At 69.0% G+C, this 22,305-nt stretch carries 24 protein-coding genes; 10 read left to right on the top strand and 14 right to left on the bottom strand.

Going from position 1 to position 22,305, the window contains the following annotated elements; genetic code table 11:
* Positions 1–103 precede the first annotated feature (103 nt).
* Positions 104–556 (bottom strand): Lrp/AsnC family transcriptional regulator, encoded by a 453-nt coding sequence (locus FPZ41_RS02425; protein WP_152858515.1) that lies wholly within the window; start codon positions 554–556, stop codon positions 104–106.
* A gap of 112 nt (positions 557–668) precedes the next feature.
* On the opposite strand from FPZ41_RS02425, the gene FPZ41_RS02420 reads away from it, so the two are divergent.
* Positions 669–1,286 (top strand): LysE family translocator, encoded by a 618-nt coding sequence (locus tag FPZ41_RS02420; RefSeq protein WP_152858513.1) that lies wholly within the window; start codon positions 669–671, stop codon positions 1,284–1,286.
* Between the two features lie 185 nt (positions 1,287–1,471).
* Positions 1,472–2,221 (top strand): PP2C family protein-serine/threonine phosphatase, encoded by a 750-nt coding sequence (locus FPZ41_RS02415; protein WP_152858510.1) that lies wholly within the window; start codon positions 1,472–1,474, stop codon positions 2,219–2,221.
* A 43-nt stretch (positions 2,222–2,264) separates the two neighbouring features.
* Here FPZ41_RS02415 and FPZ41_RS02410 read toward each other — a convergent pair whose 3' ends face one another.
* The 7 genes from FPZ41_RS02410 to FPZ41_RS02380 form a co-directional block, all read right to left on the bottom strand.
* The gene (locus tag FPZ41_RS02410) at positions 2,265–2,912 is read right to left on the bottom strand and encodes a protein-L-isoaspartate(D-aspartate) O-methyltransferase (RefSeq protein WP_152858507.1); all 648 of its coding nucleotides are present in this window, start codon (positions 2,910–2,912) and stop codon (positions 2,265–2,267) included.
* A 90-nt stretch (positions 2,913–3,002) separates the two neighbouring features.
* On the bottom strand, positions 3,003–4,064 hold the full coding sequence (locus FPZ41_RS02405; protein ID WP_228022369.1) for an NAD-dependent epimerase/dehydratase family protein: 1,062 nt from the start codon (positions 4,062–4,064) through the stop codon (positions 3,003–3,005).
* A gap of 185 nt (positions 4,065–4,249) precedes the next feature.
* Entirely contained in the window at positions 4,250–4,963 is a 714-nt protein-coding gene (locus tag FPZ41_RS02400) for a CBS domain-containing protein (protein ID WP_152858503.1), read from the bottom strand.
* Positions 4,964–5,160: 197 nt separating this feature from the next.
* Positions 5,161–6,371, bottom strand: a protein-coding gene (locus FPZ41_RS02395) for an IS3 family transposase (RefSeq protein ID WP_322619738.1) whose coding sequence is annotated in 2 segments (ribosomal slippage) — positions 5,161–6,077 and positions 6,077–6,371 — 1,212 coding nt in all. Because the reading frame shifts where the segments join, the coding sequence is not laid out codon by codon here.
* A 544-nt stretch (positions 6,372–6,915) separates the two neighbouring features.
* Positions 6,916–7,200 (bottom strand): cytochrome C oxidase subunit IV family protein, encoded by a 285-nt coding sequence (locus tag FPZ41_RS02390; protein ID WP_152858498.1) that lies wholly within the window; start codon positions 7,198–7,200, stop codon positions 6,916–6,918.
* A gap of 4 nt (positions 7,201–7,204) precedes the next feature.
* Positions 7,205–7,849 (bottom strand): cytochrome c oxidase subunit 3, encoded by a 645-nt coding sequence (locus FPZ41_RS02385; RefSeq protein WP_152858495.1) that lies wholly within the window; start codon positions 7,847–7,849, stop codon positions 7,205–7,207.
* The gene (locus FPZ41_RS02380; protein WP_152858492.1) at positions 7,846–8,565 is read right to left on the bottom strand and encodes a hypothetical protein; all 720 of its coding nucleotides are present in this window, start codon (positions 8,563–8,565) and stop codon (positions 7,846–7,848) included. Before FPZ41_RS02380 ends, FPZ41_RS02385 begins: the two co-directional genes overlap by 4 nt.
* 305 nt (positions 8,566–8,870) lie before the next feature.
* Here FPZ41_RS02380 and FPZ41_RS02375 point away from each other — a divergent pair, with 305 nt between their 5' ends.
* A complete protein-coding gene (locus tag FPZ41_RS02375) occupies positions 8,871–9,635 on the top strand; it encodes an SDR family NAD(P)-dependent oxidoreductase (protein ID WP_322619737.1) in 765 nt (254 codons plus the stop codon).
* Between the two features lie 95 nt (positions 9,636–9,730).
* On the opposite strand, the gene FPZ41_RS02370 is transcribed toward FPZ41_RS02375, so the two are convergent.
* From FPZ41_RS02370 to FPZ41_RS02355, 4 genes are all read right to left on the bottom strand, one after another.
* Complete coding sequence (locus FPZ41_RS02370; protein WP_152858489.1) at positions 9,731–9,928, bottom strand: ferredoxin; 198 nt, start codon at positions 9,926–9,928, stop codon at positions 9,731–9,733.
* Positions 9,925–11,139, bottom strand: a complete 1,215-nt coding sequence (locus FPZ41_RS49780) for a cytochrome P450 (RefSeq protein WP_322619736.1) — start codon at positions 11,137–11,139, stop codon at positions 9,925–9,927. The genes FPZ41_RS02370 and FPZ41_RS49780 overlap by 4 nt, the downstream gene beginning before the upstream one ends.
* A 94-nt stretch (positions 11,140–11,233) precedes the next feature.
* Positions 11,234–11,548 (bottom strand): iron-sulfur cluster assembly protein, encoded by a 315-nt coding sequence (locus tag FPZ41_RS02360; RefSeq protein ID WP_152858487.1) that lies wholly within the window; start codon positions 11,546–11,548, stop codon positions 11,234–11,236.
* A 2-nt stretch (positions 11,549–11,550) separates the two neighbouring features.
* A complete protein-coding gene (locus FPZ41_RS02355; protein WP_152858484.1) occupies positions 11,551–12,636 on the bottom strand; it encodes an amidohydrolase family protein in 1,086 nt (361 codons plus the stop codon).
* A 112-nt stretch (positions 12,637–12,748) separates the two neighbouring features.
* Between FPZ41_RS02355 and FPZ41_RS02350 the strand changes: the two genes are divergently transcribed.
* From FPZ41_RS02350 to FPZ41_RS02340, 3 genes are all read left to right on the top strand, one after another.
* On the top strand, positions 12,749–14,323 hold the full coding sequence (locus tag FPZ41_RS02350) for a class I adenylate-forming enzyme family protein (RefSeq protein ID WP_194235960.1): 1,575 nt from the start codon (positions 12,749–12,751) through the stop codon (positions 14,321–14,323).
* Positions 14,324–14,435: 112 nt separating this feature from the next.
* On the top strand, positions 14,436–15,563 hold the full coding sequence (locus FPZ41_RS02345) for an aromatic ring-hydroxylating oxygenase subunit alpha (protein WP_322619735.1): 1,128 nt from the start codon (positions 14,436–14,438) through the stop codon (positions 15,561–15,563).
* Complete coding sequence (locus FPZ41_RS02340) at positions 15,560–15,760, top strand: ferredoxin (protein ID WP_152858476.1); 201 nt, start codon at positions 15,560–15,562, stop codon at positions 15,758–15,760. Before FPZ41_RS02345 ends, FPZ41_RS02340 begins: the two co-directional genes overlap by 4 nt.
* 78 nt (positions 15,761–15,838) lie before the next feature.
* On the opposite strand, the gene FPZ41_RS02335 is transcribed toward FPZ41_RS02340, so the two are convergent.
* Positions 15,839–16,399 carry a VOC family protein gene (locus FPZ41_RS02335; RefSeq protein WP_322619734.1) on the bottom strand — a complete coding sequence of 187 codons (561 nt, stop codon included), beginning with the start codon at positions 16,397–16,399 and terminating at the stop codon, positions 15,839–15,841.
* The gene (locus FPZ41_RS02330; protein ID WP_152858473.1) at positions 16,396–17,532 is read right to left on the bottom strand and encodes an acyl-CoA dehydrogenase family protein; all 1,137 of its coding nucleotides are present in this window, start codon (positions 17,530–17,532) and stop codon (positions 16,396–16,398) included. Before FPZ41_RS02330 ends, FPZ41_RS02335 begins: the two co-directional genes overlap by 4 nt.
* A 168-nt stretch (positions 17,533–17,700) precedes the next feature.
* Between FPZ41_RS02330 and FPZ41_RS02325 the strand changes: the two genes are divergently transcribed.
* Genes FPZ41_RS02325 through FPZ41_RS02310 form a run of 4 tightly spaced genes read left to right on the top strand, consistent with a single transcriptional unit; the run spans position 17,701 to position 22,305 of the window.
* A complete protein-coding gene (locus FPZ41_RS02325) occupies positions 17,701–18,906 on the top strand; it encodes a CaiB/BaiF CoA transferase family protein (RefSeq protein ID WP_322619733.1) in 1,206 nt (401 codons plus the stop codon).
* The gene (locus FPZ41_RS02320; RefSeq protein WP_152858467.1) at positions 18,903–20,639 is read left to right on the top strand and encodes a class I adenylate-forming enzyme family protein; all 1,737 of its coding nucleotides are present in this window, start codon (positions 18,903–18,905) and stop codon (positions 20,637–20,639) included. Before FPZ41_RS02325 ends, FPZ41_RS02320 begins: the two co-directional genes overlap by 4 nt.
* Positions 20,636–21,844, top strand: coding sequence for an NAD(P)/FAD-dependent oxidoreductase (locus FPZ41_RS02315; protein ID WP_152858464.1), 1,209 nt, complete (start codon positions 20,636–20,638; stop codon positions 21,842–21,844). Before FPZ41_RS02320 ends, FPZ41_RS02315 begins: the two co-directional genes overlap by 4 nt.
* Positions 21,841–22,305, top strand: a complete 465-nt coding sequence (locus FPZ41_RS02310) for a nuclear transport factor 2 family protein (RefSeq protein WP_152858462.1) — start codon at positions 21,841–21,843, stop codon at positions 22,303–22,305. Before FPZ41_RS02315 ends, FPZ41_RS02310 begins: the two co-directional genes overlap by 4 nt.

Raw genomic sequence — 22,305 nt, 5'->3', positions numbered from 1 at the left:
ACTGCCGCATATCCGTTATCGAGTAATAGAAGGGAAGGAGGAGGCGAAAGACGGCAGGCGGAGCGGCGGACGGCAGATTGAGCCACCCCGAGACGCGCAGTCGCTACTCGGGCAGGGGACGGTCGTCGACGACGTGCTTCATGACGAGGGTGGAGGTCAGTCGCTGAACGCCCGGCAGGGTGGCCAGTTGCTGGTCGTACAGCTGCTGGTAGGCGGCCAGGTCGGTGGTGGCGACACGCAGGAGGTAGTCGGGGTCGCCGAACAGTCGCTGGGCCTGGATGACGTGCGGGACGGCGGCCACGGACTCCTCGAACGCGGCGACGGTGGCGCGGTCCTCCCAGCGCAGGGTGGCGAAGACCAGGGCTTCGAAATGGAGGCCGACAGCTGCGGGGTCGACGACGGCGCGGTAGCCACGGATCGCCCCGTCCCGTTCGAGGTCGCGCAGGCGTCGATGGCAGGGCGAGACGCTCAGTTGCACCCGGCCGGCGAGCTCGGTGACCGTCAGGCGGCCGTCCAGCTGCAGCTCGGTAAGAATCTTCCGGTCGATGGCATCCATGGGAAAGATTCTCCCCCACAAGGCGGCACGGCGAAGAAAAGACAGAAACACTTTTGGGCTGATCCTGCCTAGTCTTCCCTCTCGGAGCAGGGAACGTGAGAGGGAACGATCCATGGACACGACGACGGTGGCGGCCTTCCTGGCAGTGGATCTCCTGTTGGTGTTCACGCCGGGCGCCGACTGGGCCTACGCGATCTCGGCGGGGCTGCGGGAGCGGTCGGTCGTCCCGGCGGTCGTCGGGCTGATAGCCGGATACGCGGGCTACACGCTGCTCGCCGTGGCCGGCCTGGTGGTGATCGTGGCGAGTTCGACGACCCTGCTCACTTTGCTGACCGTTGCCGGGGCCGCCTACCTGATGTGGCTCGGGCTGCACGTGCTGTCGCGGCCGGCGGTCCCGGGCGAATCAGCGGAGCCCATGGCTTCCGCACCGGGGCAGATCATGCTCAAAGGAGCCGGGATCAGTGGCCTGAACCCCAAGGCGCTGCTGCTGTACTTCTCACTGTTCCCGCAGTTCATCGACCCCTCGGCGGGCTGGCCCACGGCCGCGCAGACCCTGCTGCTCGGCACGCTCCACATGACGGCCTGCGCCCTCGTCTACCTCGCCGTCGGCATGCTCGCCCGCACCGTACTGAAGACCCGGCCCTCGGCGGCCAGGGCGGTCACCCGCGCCTCCGGTGCCATGATGATCGTCATCGGCGGTTTCCTGCTGGTGGAACGCCTGGCCGGCTGAGGCCCCGCCTCCTCACTTCCTCGCTCACTGCGGCCAAGATGCACTGCCGAGGGTGGCCGCTTGAGAATGGTCTTGTTGAGCATCGCGGGCAGCCACGAGTCACACGATCGACCCATCCACCCATCGACTCGTCGACCCATCGACCCATCGACCCATCGACCCGGTAGGGAAGGCGGTGGCGCCCGATGACGTACGTCGCTGTGAGTGCGCTCAGCCATCCTGGACTGATCCGCGACCGGAACGAGGACAGCCTCGTCGTCGGGCCGTGGACCCTGTGCGCCACCGCGACCGAGAACCCGCAGACGCTGGTGTTCCCCCTCGGTACGCCGCTCGTCGTCGCCGTGGCCGACGGGCTCGGCGGTCAGCCCGGCGGCGAGGTGGCCAGTGCCCTGGTCGTCCGCCGGCTCGCGTCGACCGGGCCTGTCCTGACCAATGAGGAGGACGTCCGCGAAGCACTGCACGCCTGCAACCGCGAGGTCTACGCGGCCGCCGACGACGGCGACGTCGACGGGCTGGCCACCATGGGCACGACCGTCGCGGGCGCCGTCATACTGCCCGAGTCGCTGCTGGCGTTCAACGTGGGCGACAGCCGGGTCTTCGCCGCACCCCGGGACGGCCTGCTCCAGGTCAGCGTGGACGACAACCCTCCGCTCGAACCAGGTCAGCGCACCACCTCCATCGTGACCCAGTGCCTCGGCGGCACCTCGAAGTACCGCGCTGTCACCCCGCATGTGACGGCCGCTCCCCTGGCTCCCGGCGACCGATACCTGATCTGCACCGACGGCCTGACCGACCCGCTGCCGAACGACGTCATCGACGAACTGCTGCGGGAGTACGACGACGGCCGGGCCGCCTTCGAACTGTGGAAGGCCGCCATCGCGGCCGGCGGACCCGACAACATCACGCTCGCCCTGGCACGCGTCGCGGACCAATGACCGCTCCTCACGGCTCAGGGCCCGTTTCCTGAGGCCTCAGGCCTCAGGCCTCAGGGAAGCCGTACTGTCCATGCAGGCGAACGAAACGCGCGGGCGTGAGTACCCGCGCGCGCTCCAGCCCCGTCGCGGTGCGCAGGAAGGACACGACCTTTTCCCGGCCGCCCGGCCCGATGGGCTGTACGAGACGGCCGCCGCGTCGCAGTTGCCCGGCCAGCGGCGCGGGAACCTCCGGGAACGCGGCGGACACGATGACGGCGTCGTACGGAGCACGGTCCGGCACGCCGCCGCTGCCGTCCCCGATGCGCAACTCGACGTTCCGGATGCCCTGCCGGGCAAGGTTGCGCCCTGCCTGCCGGGCGATTTCCGGCCACATCTCGATGGTCACGACATCGGCGGCCAACCGGGCGAGCAGCGCGGTCTGGAAGCCGAGGCCGGTACCGATCTCAAGGACGTGCTCGTCCCCGCTCAGGTCAAGCCCCTCGATCATCGTGGCTGAGAGCGAGGGCTGCGTGGTCACCTGCGCGTGCCCGATCGGAATGGGCACGTCCTGGTAGGCGTGCGCTTCATGGCCGGCGGGGACGAATGCCGCTCGGGGCGTCGCTCGTACGGCCTGGAGCAAGCGCTCGTCGCTGACGCCGACCGCTCGAACGGCTCGCAGGAGATCCTCGGGCTGATGGACGGCTTCGGTCATGTCCGCTGCTTTCCGTGCGATGCCCGGAGCGACGGCGCGCCGCCCACGCCCTGGCCACCGACCCACCGCTGCCCGTCAGCCGGGGCAGCTTCATGATCGAGCGCCGGCCTCCGTCCTGGCCTCACCGGCGCGCCCTGCGGGAGAGGCCAGGGGTGGGGTGGGCATGCCCGCGTCTTCGCGGAGACCGGACAGCCACTCCTGCATCGCCTCCTGGACGGTGTACCGGGGCGTCCACTCCAGTTCCCGCTGCGCCCTCGACGTGTCCATGATCGGGAAGTGCAGGACGGCGTCGAAAAGGGACGGGGGCGTACGCAGCAGACGCGTCCGCCAGGCGGCGGAAACCGCTGCCCGGACGGGCCAGCCCGGCATCGGGAAGGTCCGGGCACCGAACATCTCGGCCAGCATGGCCGCGTCCACCACGGGTTCAGCAGCCAGGTTGAACGCTCCGCGCACCGTGCGCACGGTGGCCTCCCGGAAGGCCTCGGCCGCGTCGTCGGTGTGCAGAACCTGGTACCGCATGCCGGGGATGGCCGGGATCGCAGGCATGCGCTCCGGACGGGTGAGGCGCTTGGGCACCAGCGGGCCGCGGAACAAACGGTGCTGCTCGCATGCGGCTTCCCGCTTGACCATGAAGCCGGGCCGCATCCGCACCACCCGGATCTCGGGGTGCTGGGGTTCGAAGGCGTCCAGGACGCGCTCGACGTAGGCCTTCTCCCGGCAGAGCGTCGCATCCGGCCAGCCGTCGGTGGGCCACGATTCGTCCACGGCCCGGTCCTTGGGCCCGGGTGAGTAGGCCCCGACGAAGGACGCGTGGATCAGCGCGGGGACACCCGCTGCAGCCGCGGCGTCGAAGACCCGGGAGCTGCCCTGCACGTTCGTGCGCCAGGTCGTCGTCGGGTGGTGCGTGGGCTGGAACAGCCACGCCAGATGGACGACGGCGGCGGCGCCGGCGAAGTGACCGGCCAGGTCGGTGCTGTCGTCTGCGATGTCGACACTCGCCCACTCGGTCTTCGCCGGTGACCACTGCGGAAGGCGGCGGGCCAGCCCCAGGATCGAGTCGATCCGCTGATCCACGCCCAGCGTCTGGACAACGCTGGTGCCGACATTTCCGGTGGCCCCGACAACCACCACCCGCATGCCAGGAGTTGCCATGGATCTCGCCTGCCCTTCCGGCGCTGGAGGGCGATTCGAGTACCCGCCGACACGGCCGTGAAACGACAGCGACAACGACAGCGCCGGCGCCGGGCGCGACCACTCGACGACGTGGGCCGGACGCCTGCGCGCACGCCCGGTCCCCTGCGGGGATCGCACGTAGGACCCCCTACATGGAACGGGGTCTACACGGAACGGCGTCGCGGATCGGTGGCCTCGATGCCCGGCTGTCGTTGGTCCTCTGCGGCCCTGTCGTCGATGGCGTAGTCGATCAGCGGCCTGATCGTGACCACGCCCTCCACTCCCCTGGCGAGCCGTTCGGCGATCTGGGCGGTGCTGTGGTTCTCGACCTCGCCGCGCAGCGTGACGACACCGTCGTGGACCTGGACCTGTACTTCGTCTCCACCCAGCCGCAACATCCCTTTCAGCACGTCGGCACGTATCTCCTCGCGGATCTCCTCGTCGGGGCGCAGGTAGACGTGGAGCAGGTCCGAGCGGCTGACGATGCCGGTGATGTGGTCGGCCTCGTCCACGACCAGCAGCCGCTTGACCCGGTGGCGGTCCATCTCGCGGGCCGCCTGCGCGACCGTCCAGTCGGCGTGAGCGGTGACGACGGGGGTGGTCATCAGCCCGGCGGCGTTCTCCGCGCGTGCCTTGGCCTTCTCGCGGGGCCATCCGGGCGGAGCCGCCTGCCCACCGGCGGGCTGTTCGGCCTGCTTACGGAGCAAGTCGGCTTCGGACACGAGCCCCATCGGCGCACCATGCGCGTCGGCCACGGGCACGGCGCTGATGCCGTGGCTGGACAGGACCGAGGTGATATCCTTGAACGGGGTGTCCGGGCGGACGGTGACGACATCGCGCGTCATCACCTCGCTGACCGTGCTGTGCTGGGTAGTCATCGTCGCGGCTCCTTCCTGCCTGCGCATGGCGCAGCGGACGACGGTTCACCCCCCACCTTCCACTGTGCTCCTTTGCGCTCCTTCTGCGTCCGGTCGCTTCCCAGGACACAGGTGGGAGCTGACGTGCAACCGTGTTGAACCGACCAAGGCTTCCCCCAGCAACTGGTCGGGCCTTCACCCCTGATCCTGAACACGGGTTATGCGGCTTCGGCCAGGGTAGTTGATGTTGTTCGGAGTGCTTGCTCGTAGGCGATCGGGCTGCAATGTCCGAGGCGAGAGTGGCGTCGGACGGTGTTGTAGCGGTGCAGCCAGCGGAAGAGGTCCAGGTGGGCCTCACGCTCGGTGTCCCAGGCCCGGCGGCCTTGGAGGGTCTCCCGTTTGCAGGTGGCGTTGAACGACTCGGCGAGTGCGTTGTCCGCGCTGGAGCCGACAGCGCTCATGGACTGGGTGACGCCCGCCTCGCGGCAGGCGTCGGCGAAGGCCCGGCTGCAGTACTGGGCCCCGTGATCGCTGTGGAAAATGGCGCCGACGAGACTGCCGCGGGTCCGCTCGGCCGCATGCAGGGCGTCGATGACGAGGCCGGCCCGCATGTGGTCGGCGATCGCCCGCCCCGCCAGGCGCCGCGAGGCGAGGTCGATCACGGTCGCCAGGTAGCGGAACGTTCCGCCGCTCAGCGGCAGATAGGTGATGTCGCCGACGTACTTGGTGTTGACCTCGGTGGCCGTGAAGTCGCGGCTGATCAGGTCGGGAACCTTCGTGGACGTGAGGTCGGGGATGGTGGTGCGGTGCCGGCGGCGCAGACGGAGCCCGGCCAGCCCGATGGCGTTCATGACCCGGGCGACGCGTTTGTGGTTCACCACCTCACCTCCGTCGCGGAGTTCGGCGGTGATCCTCGGGACACCGTAGGTGCCGTCCGAGGCTCGGTGGACAGTGCGTATCCGGGCGGCGAGCCTTGCGTCGGCCGCTTGCCGGGCCGCCCGCAGCGACGCCGTCCGGCGCCAGTAGTAGAAGGTCGACCGGGCCAGGCCCAGGACACGGCACAACCGCTTCACGCCGTATCGGCGCTGGTGGTCCTCAACGAACTGGCAGCGGTTCACCAGCCCGTCTCCGCCGCGAAATAGCGGGCCGCCTTGCGCAGGATCTCGCGTTCCTTCTTCAGCTCGGCGTTCTCCCGCCGCAGGGCAGCGACCTCGGCTTCCAGAGCCGAGGGCACCACCGAGGCTGAAGACGGGGCGGCCGAACGGCGGCCCCGCGGGCGGCTGGAGCCGGCCGCCCGGACCCAGTTCCGCAGCGTCTCCGCGTTGACCCCCAGGTCAGTGGCGACCTGCTTGATCGTCGCTTCCGGCCGCGACTCGTACAACGCGACCGCATCCGCCTTGAACTCGGCGGAGTAGTGCTTCATGACCACGACACGTCCATCTCTCAGATCCTCAAGATCCACTATCTCGAGTGTCCAAGATCAGGGGTGAGGGCCCTCCGCGCCCGCGCTGCCCCAGCCACCGCTTCGTGGTCCCAGACATCCGCCTGCAGCAGAGGAATCAAGGAGGGGGGACGAACGCATCACTGACGAGTGAGTACATGCCAGGCGACAGAAGCCTAGTCAGCAGCTCCACATAAGGAAGAACCGGGCGACGCGGCCGCAGGCACGGCCTGCGCAGCCTGCGGTGTCCTGCTGGTGACCGCCGCGCCTGCGGTGGACTGGCCGGGCTTCGTCGTCATGGCCGGTGCCGGAATGGGGGCTGGGCATTCCGGCGACCGTCTCCTGCACGAGAGTGCTGGTGGCCGAGTGGGTACGACATGAGGCCCGAACAGCCGGGTACTCACTGCTGGCCGTGTGGCTCATCGCACCGGGGGGAGCGGGGAGCCCTACCCGGGCTGATCGCCGACCTGCCACATAACGGCGAATCGAGACCCCGCGCGGCGGCGAGCCGGGCGGGGCTTGAACGTGCTCCTCACGTCTCGGATGTGAGGTACATGCCCACAAGTACGGCACACACCGCTACGGTCCAGCCGGTGAACAGCAGAAGCAGTGCGCGCGGCGCTTCCCGTAGTTCCATGAAGTAACGGCCGACCAGGTACACCTTTCCGAACGCCACGACCAGAACCAGTACGGTGGCGGCGTTCCTGGCTCCGTGGCCGTCCCCCAAGTACCAGGAGATGGCGGTTGCCGTCACCAGGACTGCCCAGACGAGGCCGGTGGGTGCTGTGCGGACGGGCTGCTCGGCGAGTGTCGGCAAGTGATCACCTCATGAGGTACAGAAGAGCGAAGAGAACGATCCACAGCACGTCGACCAGATGCCAGTAGCAGGCTCCAGCCTCCAGAAGGCGCAGGTTCCCAGCAGTGGTACGCGGTGCGCGGGCCAGCCGGTACATGATCGCCAGTGCGGCCATTCCGAGAAGCAGATGCAGCAGATGGATTCCGGTGAAGACGAAGTAGTACATGTAGAACGAGTTGGAGGACGGCGTATGCCCGGCACCCACCTCGGTCGCGTACTCAACGCACTTGTCGATGACGAAGCACAGGCCGCACGCCATGGTCGCCAGAATCATCCGTGCACCGCGCTTCGAATCCCCCCGGCGCAGCGCTTCGAGTCCGCGCACGACGAACAGCGAACCCGTCAGCAGCAGGAGGGTGTTCATCGCTCCGAACGACAGGTTCAGACCGCTCCTGCCCAGTTCGTAGAGCTCCGGATCTCGGGATCGCTCGTGTACCAGCACACCGAAGAACAGGGAGAAGAGGAGCAGGTCTCCGAAGATGAAGACCCAGATGCCCGCCTCACCGGGCACCTTGAAGCGCCCCGGGGGGCGCTCGACGGGCGCCTCCCGGGGTAATGCGGAGAACGGGTCCACGAAGAGGTCCGCGGACCGTCGTACGTCATCTGTCATGAGCCGGCGGCGAGTTGCTGTTCGTGGACGAAGCCCGACCGTACGTTCCGCATCGCCAGGTAGCTGAAGTAGAGCACCCAGGCACCGAAGACGACGAACGGCACCCAGAGGCACACCACGCCCGTCCAGCCGAAGGGGCCGCTCTTGAAGAACCAGACGGTACCACCGGGGATGAAGCCAACCCCTGCCCAGATGCTGAAGTAGCCCGTCCAGCGCGGGAACACGGGGTGACCGGACTTGTCCAGGAGGACGTTGAGACCGACGGCGATGGCCCAGATGGTGAACGGCGGCCATGTGCCGAGCAGGATGATGTACGCCGCGTCGTTGAACGCCTGCGTGATCTCGGGCGACACCTCGCCGGCGCGGAAGGCAGCCGTCGCCCACAGGCCGCAGTTCACGACGATCTGTGCCGTACCCGCCGCCATGCAGGTGAGCTGGACGTACGTCAGAACCGGGAAGACGCCTTCCTTGCGCCTGGTCTGAACGGCCACACAGACCCCCCAGACGCCCATGAGCGCATACGCCACGGTGGAGAAGACGAGCCCCCAACGGATGGCGGTGGAGTGGTCCTGGTAGTAGCGCGCGACCTGCTCGGCGGAGTCACTCGGGTGAATCGCCGGCGGGAAGTACCGGGCCAGCCAGACGCTTCCGATCACGAACAGGATCACCATGGCCGGCCCGCACCACGCGATCAGGAGTTGTGCGGTGCGGTTCATGTGCTGACGCTCGGTCCTGGCCGGGTCGGAAACACCCGGAACCCCTCCTGCGGGGGGTGTGCCAACTTCAGAGGTGGCCACGCGGTTCTCCCTTCCACTCGATCGATGTGCATGCGGAATAACAAACAAGTGATTGTTCGGAAGGTAACCTCGCCCGTCAGAGACGTCAATAAGCTCGCACGACACACGCCAGCTTGCAGCAAACAACTGTTTGTTCTAGCGTGCGCACGTGGCGGGGAACCGACCGCGACCGGCAGGTTCCGCTCACCGCCGTGACAGGTTTGGCCTAGCAGAGGGAGCAGGTCGTGACTGCGAGCGCACAACAGACAGGTCTCCTTGACGGACGGACGGTTCTCATCACCGGGGCCGGCTCCGGAATCGGGCGCGCAACGGCACTGCTCGCGTCCGCCGGAGGGGCGTTCGTCTTCGCCGCCGACATCAAGGGGCAGGACGAGACCGTGGCCGCCATCGGCGAGTCCGGCGGCGAGGCGGAAGCACTGAACCTCGACATCACCGACGCCGGAGCGTGGGAGAGCGCCGTGGGCAACGTCCTGTCCGCACGCGGGCGGCTCGACGGACTGGCCAACATCGCCGGCATCGTCTCCAACACGGACACCCTGCTCAGTCAGACCGAGGAAGGATGGGACCGTCTCATCGCGGTGGACCTCAAGGGGCCGTGGCTCGGTATGAGGGCGGTCATCCGTCACTTTCTCGATGCCGGTGCCGGCAAGGTCGTGAACGTGGCGTCCACGGCAGGCCTCATCGGCATGCCCGACGTGCTGGCCTATTCGGCCGCGAAGGGCGGTGTGATCGCGATGTCACGCCAGGTCGCCGTGTCGTACGCGGCCGAGAGCGTCCAGGTGAACGTGGTCGCCCCGGGCGTCATCCGCACTCCGATGCACGGCGATGTCACTCCTGAGCTGATGACCGCGGTCAAGGCGGCGACACCGGCGGGCCGCATCGGCGAGCCCGAGGACATCGGGAACATGATCGTCTACCTGCTCGGACCCGGCAGCGACTTCGTCACAGGGCAGGTGTTCACCGTGGACGGGGGCTGGACCGCGCAGTAGAGCCCGCTTCCCAGCCCCGGACGCAGAGCGGCATCCTGCGTGTGCACGCGGCCGCCGCTCTGCGTCCCGCGGACGTCACTCGGCCGGTTCTGACGTCACTCGGCCAGTTCGATGGCGCGCTCGGGACAGACTCGCGCACCGCGCCTGGCATCTCCGTCCTGGCCGGGCGACACCTCGACGCTGTCACCGCGGCGCAGGTTGTACCCCTCGTCGTCCGGGGCATAGACGGTCGGCGCCACGGTGTAGCAACGGCCGTGTCCCGTGCACAGGGAACCGTCGACGGTGTATTTCATCGGGCGTCGCCTTCCGTCCGTCCGCCGGGGAACACCAGGTGCAGCGATGTCATCGTGCGCAGCACTCCGGTCTCGTACTCCGGCGTGGTGTCCTCCTTGAGGGCGAAGTCGGGGATCCGGCGGAGGAACTCCTCCAGCACGACCCGGAGTTCGAGCCGGGCCAGGTTCGAGCCGATGCATCGGTGCGGGCCCACGCCGAAGGCCGTGTGCAGAATGCTCTCGCGGTTGATGTCCAGCTCGGCGGGCCGGTCGAGGGCATCGGGATCACGGGAGGCCGCCGCGTAGTTCAGCAGGACGAAGTCCCCTTCCTCGAACCGGTGCCCGGCGATCTCGACGTCCTTGGTCACCGTCCGTCCGAGGGCGACCACCGGCGGGTAGTAGCGGACGAACTCCTCGACCGCGTTCGGGATGCGGCTCGGCTCGCGGACCAGGGTCTCGCGGTCCTTCGGATGGGTCGCCAGATGCAGCAGCGCGCCCGCCATGACGAAGGTCGTGGTCGCGATGCCGCCGAAGGTCAGGTCGGTGATGACGCTGACCCGCTCCTCCCAGGAGCAGGGTTCACCGTCGTGCTCGACGCCCCCGGCGATCAGGTCGACGAGATCACCGCGCGGCGGTTCGTCCCGCCGCCTGGCCAGAAAGTCACCGAGGTAGTCGATGGCCCGCCCGAAGGACGCCGCCCGCTCCTCGACGGGACCATAGGTGCCGGCGTCCATCGCCTCCACCAGCATGGCGAGGTCGTCCACGGGCACGCCGATGAGGTTCTTGAAGAACGCTCGGCCCGGGAGTTGCGCGGCGAAATCGTGGATGAACTCGCAGGTGCCGCGGTCGGCGAAGGCGTCGATGAGGTCGTTGGCGTCGGCCCGGATCTGCCCTTCGAACTCCTTGACGGCGTTCGGGGCGAAGAACGGATTGAGCGCGCGGCGCCAATCGGTGTGACGCGGAGGGTCGGACTCCTCGGGATAGAGATAGGGCATGCCCTCCGGGCGGTTGGGCTGGAAACCCTTGGCACTGCTGAAGGTCCGCCAGTCCTGTCCGGCTCGGCGGACGTCCTCGTAACGGTTGAGCAGCGAGTATCCCTTACCGACCTTGCTGTGGGCGACGGGGCACCTTGCCACCATCGTGTCCAGTACGTCGTAGAAGTGCTCGTTGAAGGCGGGGTCGTCGATGTCGAAGTCCGTCTCGATGTCCCGTCCGAACCGATCGGTCTCCACGCGGGAACCTCCAGTGAGATCGGTGGTGAGCACGCCTCGGCGGCTCTGGCGAACAAACGGTTGTTTGTAAGCTAGGATTGAGCCTCGGAAGCTGTCAATGGCGCTGCGCCATGCGGTCCGGAGTCCAGAGAGCCGTCCGTGAGAGGACCACGTCGACGGCCTCGACCTCGGGGAGTTCGAGCAGCACGTCCGTGATGTAGCGACGCATGCCACCGAAGTGGACGCATGACATGTCGGTGAGGACCAGGGTGATCCGAGCCCGGCCCGCCTCGTAGCGGACGTCCTCGACCAGGCCCATCCGGCAGATGTCCATCGGGGTGCGCATCAGCAGCCCGCACGGCTCCGGCACCTTCCGCAGCTCTTCACGGATCGCTTCGACCATGCGTACGGGCGTCCGTCGACCGTCCATGCTCACACGCTCCCGGACGTCGCGCGGCCGGCGCGGATCTCCGACCAGGGCCTCACCCCACCACGCGCGCGAGCACGGCTGAACTCGTCGTCGGCGACGCGTCCGAGAGCGGTGGCGCCGTCGAGTCCGTGCACACGCAGCGCGTTCTCCCCCAGGATCCGGCGTCTGTCCTGCGCGGTGATCTGGGGGAAGCCGTACTGGTCCAGGATGTCGGCGGGGAACTCGTACGTCGCGAACGCCGCCAGCAGCGGAGCGGGATGGCTGAGGTTCGTTCCGCTGCCGTACATGAGCCGGTCGGCCCCGCAGGCCCGCAGCAGCGTGCCGAGCACCTTGGCGAACACGTGCGGGCGGACCACGATGTAGGCGAAGACCGACTCCAGCGTCGCGTACAGGTTGCGATGCCGGGCGAGCAGGGCGGCGGTCGGTTCGAGGAAGGCCGCGCCCGCGTGCACGATGTGGAAGTTCAGCTCGGGGAAGCGCTCCAGCGGACGGTCCAGGTCGTCGACGGCGAAGGCTCCGCGTGGGGCCGGCGGCAGCCAGAGGGCCTTGTGCACCGCCACGTTCCGGATGCCGAGATCGCTGGCCGCCTCCAGCAGCGGTGTGGCGAAGTCGGGATCGTCGAGCCGCCATCCGTCGCCCTTGCCGTCGTAGAAGAACGCGGGGTACAGCTTCAGGCCGTCCACCCCGAACTCCCTCACCTGCCACTCGAGTTGCCCGATGGCCGCGTCGGTGACCGGCGTGTCGACCGTGGCGTAGAGGAGGAACCGGTCCGGGTTTCGCGACCGGAACGCGGCCGCGCGGCGCGGGTCGGTGACGTAGTCGCGGGCGAAACCGAGGTTGGGCAGTGCATGGATGACCGCCAGATCCACCGGGCTCTCGACGAAGAGCGAGCTCGCGATCGCCTCGAAGGGGAAGTCGGAAAAGAACTCCTCCCGGTCGAGCCGGTAGTCGACGTGTTTCTCCCCCGTGGCCAGGAGATGTGCGGCGTAGACGGCCTCCAACTGCTCCCCCGCATCCGGGTTCCGGTTCGCCGCGGAAAGGTTGTACGGGTGGACCACCGCGTCCATCACGACGGTGTCACCGATCATGTGCACCTCCACGAATCAAAGCAAACGAGCGTTTGTGCGTGCACGATGCTCCAGCAAGGGAGACTATACAAACGACTGTTTGTTTTGCCGATGGCGCAGGAGGGCGACACGGATGAGTGAGTCATACACGGGTGCCGCGTCCACGACGGCCGATGTCCTCTGGGCCGCCGCCGACAGCCATCCCGACCGGATGTGCGTGACGGAACTGGACCGCGCCGACGGCGCCCTCAGCTACGACGGCATGCGCCGCCGCACGGCCGCGACGGCGGGGGCGCTGCGCGGTCTCGGTGTCGAACCGGGCGACCGGGTGGCCGTGCTGCTGCCCAACTCCATCGAGTACGTCGCGACCTGGCTCGGCGCCATGGCCTGCGGCTCGGTCGTGGTTCCGCTGAACGTGCGGCTGCTGCGCGACGACTATCTGCACATGCTGTCCGACTCGGGAAGCAGGATCCTGGTGACCGAGGGGGCGTTCCTCGAACGTTTCCCTGAGCTCGGGCGGCTCCCGGATCTGCGGGTCGTGCGCGCCGACGGCACCGGGCCCGGCTCCCTGGTGGCGGCACGGTCCGCCGGGACACCACTCGACCGGCCCGTCCCCCGGAACGGCGACGACGTGGCGAGCCTGATGTACACGTCCGGGACCACCGGCCTGCCCAAGGCCGTCATGCTCACCCACGACTCCTGGCGCAGCGTGGCCGACACCGCGATCCGTGTACTGGGCTTCGGCACCGACGAGGTGACGCTGCATGTCGCACCGCTCACACATGGCGCCGGATTCCTGCTGCCGCCCACCCTCATGAAGGGAGGGCACAATCTGCTCGCCCGCTCCTACGACGCCGCTCGCACCGCGAGCCTGCTCACGAGCCGGGGTGTGACCGGCATGTTCATGGTCCCGTCCATGATCAGGATGCTGTTGGATGCGCTGCCCCCCGGCTATGTCGCCCCGGCAACCCTTCGGCGTATCTACTACGCCGGATCGCCGATCGAGCCGGCGACCCTGCGCGAGGCCACCGAGGTCTTCGACGGCCGCCTCGTGCAGTCCTTCGCACAGATGGAGTCGCCGATGTTCTTCACCGTTCTCGACCAGGAGGACCACGTCCGTGCCGCGCGCGGCCCACGCGCGCACCTGGCGCGCTCCGCGGGGCGCGTACTGCCCGAGGTGGGACTGGCGGTGGTGGATGCGGCCGGCGTGCCCGTCCCGTGCGGACAGCCGGGGGAAATCCTCGCCAAGGCGCCCCAGACAATGGCGGGTTACTGGAACCGCCCGCAGGAGACGGCGGAGGCGCTCACGGACGGCTGGCTGCGCACCGGGGACGTCGGCCGTCTCGACGAGGACGGCTATCTGTTCCTCGTCGACCGCAAGAAGGACATGATCGTGACCGGCGGATCGAACGTGTACGCACGCGAGGTGGAGCAGGTGCTGCTCGGCCTGCCCGGGGTGCGGGACGCGGCGGTGATCGGGCTGCCCCACCGGATCTGGGGCGAAGCGGTGACCGCCGTTCTCGTGCCCGACGGTCCACCGCCCCCGGACGAGGAGATCCTGCGGGGATGCCGGAGCGCACTCGCAGGCTACCGCGTGCCCAAACGTGTCGTGTGGATGGACGAGTTGCCCCGCAACGCCTACGGAAAGGTCCTCAAACGGCGGCTGCGGGAGCGCCTGTCCGTCACGTCGGGCACCGCCCCGCAGTGATCATGCAGCGTTGACAGGCATTGGAGTACGCAGCTAGCGTACAAACGAGTGTTTGTTTGTAAGGAGTGCAGAAGACTGTCGGACCACCCCACGACGGAGGGTATGGAGACCAGTGACGCAGACGCCGCAGAAGACCGGCCTCACGGCGGCGGAGCGGCAGTATCCACTGCCGCCGAGCCGACTGGACGTGTCCGTCTACCGTGACCCGGACCGCTACCGCGCCGAGATCGAGGCGATCTTCCACCGATCGTGGTTCCCGGTGCATCCCTCGTCGGACCTGCCGACGGCACGGGACTTCCTCACCTGGGACCAGCTCGGCCAGTCAGTAGTGATCACCCGGTTGGACGACGGTTCGGTCGCCGCATGGCACAACGTCTGCCAGCACCGGGGCGCCCGCCTGGTCGACGGATCGGGCCACTGCGGCCGCGCCAGGTTCACCTGCCCGTGGCACGGGTTCGTGTACGACCTGGAAGGCGCCGTCAGCAGCGTTCCCCTGCGCGAGAGCTTCGACGAGGACGCCCTGCGCGGCCTGCGCTCCCCCGCTGTGCGCGTACGGGAATGGGGCGGCTGGATCTGGCTGACGCTGTCCGGTGCGGCGCCGCCGCTGGAGGACTACCTCGGCGAGATCGGCAGGCAGCTCGCCGGCTACGGCCTGGAGGGCTTCAGCACCCGGTTCCGTACGTCGGTGCGCCTGAAGGTGAACTGGAAGATCGTCATGGACGCGTTCAACGAGACCTGGCACGTACCGTTCACCCACCGGGACACACTGGCCGGGATGGTGATGTGGCGGGATGCCGTGATCCGGTTGGCTTCGCCGCACTCCTGGATGACCCTGCCGATCCGGGGCTTCACGCAGCGGGCCGCGCCCTCGGCCGACCACCGCGAGTCCCACCTCTGCCACTACCTGGTCTTCCCGAACACCATCTTCAGCTGTTTCCCGACGCACCTGCAGATGTGGAGCGCGTGGCCGGTCTCGGTGGACGAGACGCTGCTGTGTGCCTACGAGGTCGTGGGACCGCCGCCTGCGGGCAGGACCGAGGAGGAGTGGCAGCGGCACAACGAGCGGGACTGGCGGCAGTTCCTCGATGTGCTGGGCGAGGACTCCGAGGTGATCAACAACATCGCCACCGTGGCCGGGTCCCTGGGTTTCCGCCACAGCATGCTGAACACGGCCGAGAGCAGGCTGACCGCTTTCCATCGCGAGGTGGCCGAGCGGATCGGCGAAGAGGAGCCGGCATGATCACGATCAAGGTGGACCGCGAGAGGTGCCAGGGCTACGGCAACTGCGCCATCGCCTTTGCCGCCGCGTTCGATGTCGGTGAGGACGGGCTCGTCGCACTGAAGCGCGATCTGGTGGGAGAGGACGAAGCGGGGGCGCTGCGCCGGGCCGCCTACGACTGTCCTGCCGAGGCCATCGCCTTCGCCCGCAACTCCTGAACCTGAGATTCCCGAGCCGGGAACTCCTGAACGGGTTTCCCCGCGAAGGCCCTGGGCCCTGGGCCCCTACGTCTTCAGTCAGTCCGCCGACCGCAGGCAGGCTATGTGGTCGCGCCACACGACCCGGCCCGCCAGGACGTCCCGCAACCCGTAGTCGAGGGCCGGGACGTCCCACCGGGCGGTGGTCGACGTGAACTGCAACAGGGCCCCGAAGGTCGACCGAGGCGGCAGGAACGTCTCGCTCCACCGGGGTGAGGCGGTGTTGGTGCCGGTCGGCACGTATCCGTTCGCCTCCAGCGCGTCGACCGTCCTGGGCAGGTCGTCCACGAACAGGGTCAAATGATGGAATCCCGGACCCTGGCCGGCAAGGAACGGCGAGACGATCGAGTCGTCCCGCAGCGGCTGCAGAAGCTCGATCTTGAACCGGCCGAGCGCCAGGTGCAGCAACCGGATGCCGGTCGCGTCGTTGTCCCCGCCGGAGAGAAAGCGGCCGCCCAGCACGTCGGCGAAGAGCTCCGCGGCGTCGGCGACGGAAGGCACGGCGATGCCGATGTGGTCGACCGTCCGCACCCTGTCGGCCACCGAGGTGGCGCGGCGGCCCCCGGAGCCCGCCGCGCCGACGCCGTGCTGTGGGGTCACAGCCCCATCTCCTTGGCGATGATGCTCCGCTGGATCTCACTGGTGCCGCCGCCGACCATCGCGTGCTTGGCCTCACGGAAGTAGCGCTCCATGTCGTACTCCGGGAGCTGCGCGTAGCCGCCGAGGGCCTGCATCCCGTTGAACGCGGTACGGAACGCCACCTCCGAGGCGAACACCTTGGCCATGGAGACCTCTTTGAGCGCCCGTTCGCCGCGCGCCATCCTCGTGGCGGCGTCGTAGACCAGCAGCCGGGCGGCCCGGATCTCGCACTCGTCCTGCGCCATGCGGTGCTTGAGCACCTGGAAGGACGAGAGCGGCCGGCCGAACTGGGTCCGCCCCTTGGTGTAGGAGACGGTGTCGTCCAGGGCCGTGCGGGCGTTGCCGACGTAGCTCGCGGCCAGACCCAGCCGCTCGTACTCCAGGTGTTCGCCGATGTAGGCCCAGCCACCGCCGATCTCACCGATGAGGTTCTCCTTCGGTACACGCACGTCGGTGAGGAAGATCTCCGTGGTGCCGAGGCTTCTGCGGACGATCGTGTTGAGCTTCCGGATGTCCACCCCGGGCTCCGTGTTGGGCACCAGGATCAGGCTCAGCCCCTTGTGCCGGTCGGGGCTGGTCCGGGCCAGTACGGTGATCACCGTGCCGGGCAGATGCGCGCCCGAGCAGAACACCTTGTTGCCGTTGAGCACGAAGTGGTCGCCGTCGGCCACCGCCTTGGTCTGCAGGCCGGCGGCATCGGATCCGGCACCGGGTTCCGTGATGGACACGCTGAACTTGACGTCGCCGCGCAGGAATCCGGGGAGGTGGCGCTCGCGCTGCTCGTCCGTGCCGTGGTGGGCGATGTTGGTCGCCGTGAACATCGACGTCATGACGGCGGCGGCGAAGTCGAGACTGAACCTGGCCATCGCCTCGCAGAAGATCGCGTACATCACCGGGTCGGCGGCCAGGCCTCCGTGTTCCTCGGGGATCAGCAGTCCGAGCCAGCCGTGGTCGGCGATCTTCCGGTAGGCCTCCTCCGGGAACTCGCGCGACTCGTCGTGCTTGCGCGTGTAGTCGCGTCCCACCTCACGCTCCATGAACGCGTCGAGCGTGTCCCGCCACAGCTGCTGTTCGTCGGTGAACCGGAAGTCCATCCCAGCCCCTTCGCCGTCCGATGGTCGGTACTGCCGCCCCGTGTTCGCACAAGGCGTTGACCACGTTAGTAGGCACTGCTAATACTAACAAGTGTTTGTTTTGGGGGCTGTCGGGTTCAGCCCGAGGACAAGACACGGGAGGCGCCCGGTGAGCAGTGGAGTGGTGTCGTGAGCCTGGGAAGGACCTACCCCGGCCTGCGCGTGGTGGACCTGAGCGAGAACATCGCCGGCCCGCTGGCCTGCATGGTCCTCGGTGACCTCGGTGCGGACGTGGTCAAGATCGAACCGCCCGGAACCGGTGAGGCGACTCGCCGGCTGTCGCCGCGCTGGGGTGCGGAGAGCGCCGTGTTCCTCACGCTCAACCGCAACAAGCGAAGTGTGGCCGTCGACGCCCGGACCCCGTCCGGGCGGGACGCCGTCCTGCGGATCGCGCGGGGTGCCGACGTCGTCGTCGAGTCCTTCCGGCCCGGGGTGGCGGAACGGCTGGGCCTCGGCTTCGACGACCTCGCCCGCGTCGCTCCCCGGGTCGTGTACTGCTCGGTCAGCGCGTTCGGCGAGGGACCGCTCGGCCGCGGTCTGCCGGGGTACGACGCCCTGATCCAGGCGTTCACCGGCATCATGGAAATGACCGGCGACCCGGACGGCCCACCGGCCCGGACCGCGCCCTCGGCCGTGGACATCTCGACCGGCCTGTGGGCGACGACCGCGATCATGGCCGCTCTCGCACGGCGTCAGGAACGTTCCGGCGCCGAGCGGGTGACGGCCAGCCTCGTCGACAGCGGCTTCTTCCTGCTCTGTCACCAGATCACGGGCTATCTGGGAACCGGAGCGTTCCCGCCGCGTCTCGGCTCCGGCGGGCCCAGCACGGCGCCGTACGAGGCGTTCCGCACCCAGGACGGGACCATCATGATCGCCGCCGCTACCGACCGTCTGTTCCGCCGGCTCTGCGACGCCCTGGACCTGCCTCGGCTGAGCGAGGATCCGCGCTTCCGCCGCGTCGCCGACCGAGTCACCGCCCGCATGGAACTGGCCGCGCTGATCGAGGACCGACTGTGCCAGGCACCTTCCCGCCACTGGCTCGACCGCATCGCGAAAGCCGGGGTTCCGGTCGGTCCGGTCCACACACTGGCCGAGGCGCTGGCGCACCCCCTGACCGCGGAACGGGGCCTTCTGCGCACCGCGGACCCGGGGACAGTACCCGGACTGCGACAGATCCGGCTGCCCATCGACAGCGACGCCGACTGCGCGATGAAGCACCCGCCCGCACTCGGCGCGCACACCGAGGAGGTCCTCACCGAAGCCGGGCTCACCCGCGAAGAGATCGACGACCTGCCCCCGTCAACGGCGATGGAAGGGACGGCACCACCTCGATGACCACCATCTCCCCGCCGCACGATCGGCGTGCCGCCCTGGAGGCACGGCACCCGCGCTGGATCCCGCGCACCACGGCCCAGCAACTCGACGCCGCAACAGAGGAGTTCGGCGATCGCCCACTGCTCCTCGCCGACGACCGGAGCCACAGCTACGCTGAGGTGCGCGAGTGGACCCTACGCCTGGCCGCCGGACTGCTCGCGCTGGGGGTGAGGGCGGGCGACCACGTCGCCGTCGACATGGCCAACTTCCCCGAGGCGGTGGCGCTCAAGTACGCCGTCGCCAGGATCGGCGCGGTTTCCGTGTCGGTCAACTTCCTGCTGCGGCACGAGGAACTGCGCTATGTACTGAACCAGTCCGACACCGTCGTACTGATCACCATGGACGCCTTCCGGGGCATCGACTATCTCGACGCACTGGACCGGATCGCGCCGGACTGGGAACGGCACGCGGGAGGCACCGAACTGCCGTGCCTCCGGCACGTCTTCGTCAGGGGGACCGGGGGACCGCCGTCCCGGGGACGGACACTGGAGGAACTCGTCGGGCTGGGACAGTCCGTCAGCGACGAGGAGGTGTTCGAACGCACGGCGGCGGCCGACCCCTTCGCCCCGTCCGACCTGCTCTACACGTCCGGCACCACGGGTGTGGCCAAGGGCGCACTGCTCCAGCACGACGCCGTGCTGCGCACCGCCTATGCCAGTGCCTACACCCGCGCCTTCCAGGACGGCAGACGGATCCTCTTCGCGCTGCCGATCTACCACGTCTTCGGCTACGTCGAGGCAATGGTTCCCGTGCTGTTCGTGGGCGGTGCGATCTGCCCCCAACCGGTGTTCGACGCAGACCGGATGCTGCACGACATCGGCCGCCACCACATCGACGAGCTCATCTGCGTACCGGCGATGACCAGCGTGGTACTCGCCACCGCCAGGGCCGGGCAGCACGACCTGTCGTCGCTCACCACGATGTTCTCCTCCGGCGCCGCGCATGCCCCCGGGATATGGAGCGAGATGCTCGAAGTGCTGGGCGTCGAGGAACTGTTCACCGCGTACGGGCAGACGGAGACCACCGCGTCCACGCTCTGCACACGCCCCGGTGACCCGATCGAGCGGCTCGTCTCGACGAACGGCTGCCCGAAGCCGGCGGGAGTGGCGGGCGATCCCGGGCTGGGCGGCCTGCTCGCCGTCTACCGGGCCGTGGACCCGGCGACCGGCACCGAGGTGCCGGCCGGCGAGGTCGGCGAGCTGCTCGTCAGGGGACCGGCGGTGACCTCCGGCTACTACGACAAGCCGGACGAGACCGCGGCGGCGTTCGACGCCGACGGCTGGCTGCGCACGGGGGACCTGGGCCGCTTCGACGAGCACGGGTACCTGACCCTGACCGGACGGCGCAAGGACACCTATCGGTGCGGAGGCGAACTCGTCGTCCCCGGCGAGGTCGAGGCGGTGCTGGAGGAGCATCCGGGGGTGCGGGCCGCGTATGTCGTCGGCATCCCGCACGAACGGATGGGCGAGGCCGGGTGCGCGTGGATCGTGGCGGAGGAGTCCGGTTGGCCCTCCCCCGAGGAACTCGTCGCGTACTGCGCCGAGCGGCTCGCCAAGTTCAAGGTGCCCGCCGTCGTCCTGTTCACACAGGCGTCCGACGTCCCGGTCACCGTGACCGGACGCGTGCAGAAGTTCCGGCTCGCCGAGCGGGCGACCGCCGAGCTCGGTCTGGCTCCCGTCGGGACACCGGCATGAGCGCCGGGCATGACGACATCATCATCGTCGGAGCCGGGCTCGCGGGGGTGCGCACCGCCCAGACCCTGCGCGATCTCGGGCACACCGGCCGCATCCGCCTCTACTCCGAGGAGACGGAACCTCCGTACGACCGTCCGCCGCTGTCCAAGGGCTTCCTGACCGGCAGCCGGGGTGACGAGGCGATCCGCTTCCAGGCGCCCGGGGACTACGTCGACCAGCGCATCGAGCTGGTCCTCGGAGCACACGCCACCGCCCTCGATCCGCGATCCCGCACGCTGGGCTTCGCCGACGGGACCGAGACGGGATACGGCCGGCTCGTGGTGGCGACGGGCGCACGCCCCCGGGAACTGCCGGTGCTCCCCGCTTCTACCGCGGTGCACTATCTGCGCACCGCGGCGGACGCCCGGCGGCTCGGCGCGGCGCTGGGGCCGGGGCGTCGGGTGACGGTGGTAGGAGGCGGCTTCATCGGGCTGGAAGTGGCGTGCGCGGCGCTCTCACTGGGCGGTTCCGTGACCGTGCTGGAGGTGGCCGCGCTGCCGCTGGCCGGTGTCGTCGGTGCCACGGCTGCACGGTGGGTGTGCGACTGGCACCTGGCCCGGGGCATGACTTTCCGTACCGGCGTCACGGTCACGGGCGCGTACGAGACGGCAGGCGCCCAGGTGCTGCGGCTCGACGACGGATCGGAGGTCGTCGCCGACGTCGTGGTCGTCGGGGTCGGGGTGGTACGCGACACCGAGTGGCTGTCCGCGGCCGGACTTGAGGTGCACCACGGACTCGTCTGCGACCGCACCGGACGTACCGGAACGCGTGACGTCTTCGGCACCGGGGACGTGATGTGCCTCCACGACGACGCCGGGTGCCGACTCCTGGGGCACTGGACGGCGGCGGCCGACAGCGCGGCGCGCGTCGCCGAGGCAGTCGTCCTCGGCGACGTCGGCGGTGGCGTGGAGGCCGCCGAGGACGACGGGTTCTTCTGGTCCGACCAGGGGAGTCTTCGTCTGCAGTTCGCCGGACACATCGGCGCGGACGTGGAGATCACGGTCGTCGGGGACGGCCGGGGCGGCGACGCCGTCGTCGTGCACTACAAGAGCCGCGGCCGTCTGGCCGGCGTGTTCGCCGCCAACAGTCCCCGCGCGTTCCTGCGGGGCCGTGCGGCCCTGCGCTCCGCCGGGGCCATCCGCACAACGGAAAGGAGCACGCTGTGACCGGATCCGCGCCCCCTCTCGACGACATGGCGCGCCACGAGATCACCGAGTTGTACGCACGCTATTCGTATGCCTACGACGAGGCGCGCCCGGACCAACTGGCCGGGCTGTTCACCGCCGACGGCGCGTTCCTACGGGAGGGCGCACGGCCGGTGCGGGGAACCGTGGCCCTGGCGGACATGGTGCGTTCCGCCGCCCACCACTCCCCCGGCATACGCCACCTGGTCACCAACATCCTGCTCCGGCGGACCGCCGAGGGCGCCGCCGGTACCGCCTATGTGGCCGCACTCCGGATCACACCGGAGGGGCTGCGCGTCCTGGCTGTCGGCCGCTACGAGGACGACTTCGCCCGCACCACGCAGGGCTGGCGGTTCCGCAGCCGCCGGTTCAGCCCGTTCAGCCCGGACGTCCCGGTGTCCGGGACGGAACAGCTCGACACCACACAAACAACCGTTCGTTGA

This window comes from Streptomyces acidicola (assembly GCF_009377235.1).
GTDB classification, from domain to species: domain Bacteria; phylum Actinomycetota; class Actinomycetes; order Streptomycetales; family Streptomycetaceae; genus Streptomyces; species Streptomyces acidicola.
The sequence above is the reverse complement of the archived record's forward strand: the minus strand, read 5'-3'. Positions and strand labels throughout refer to the sequence as shown.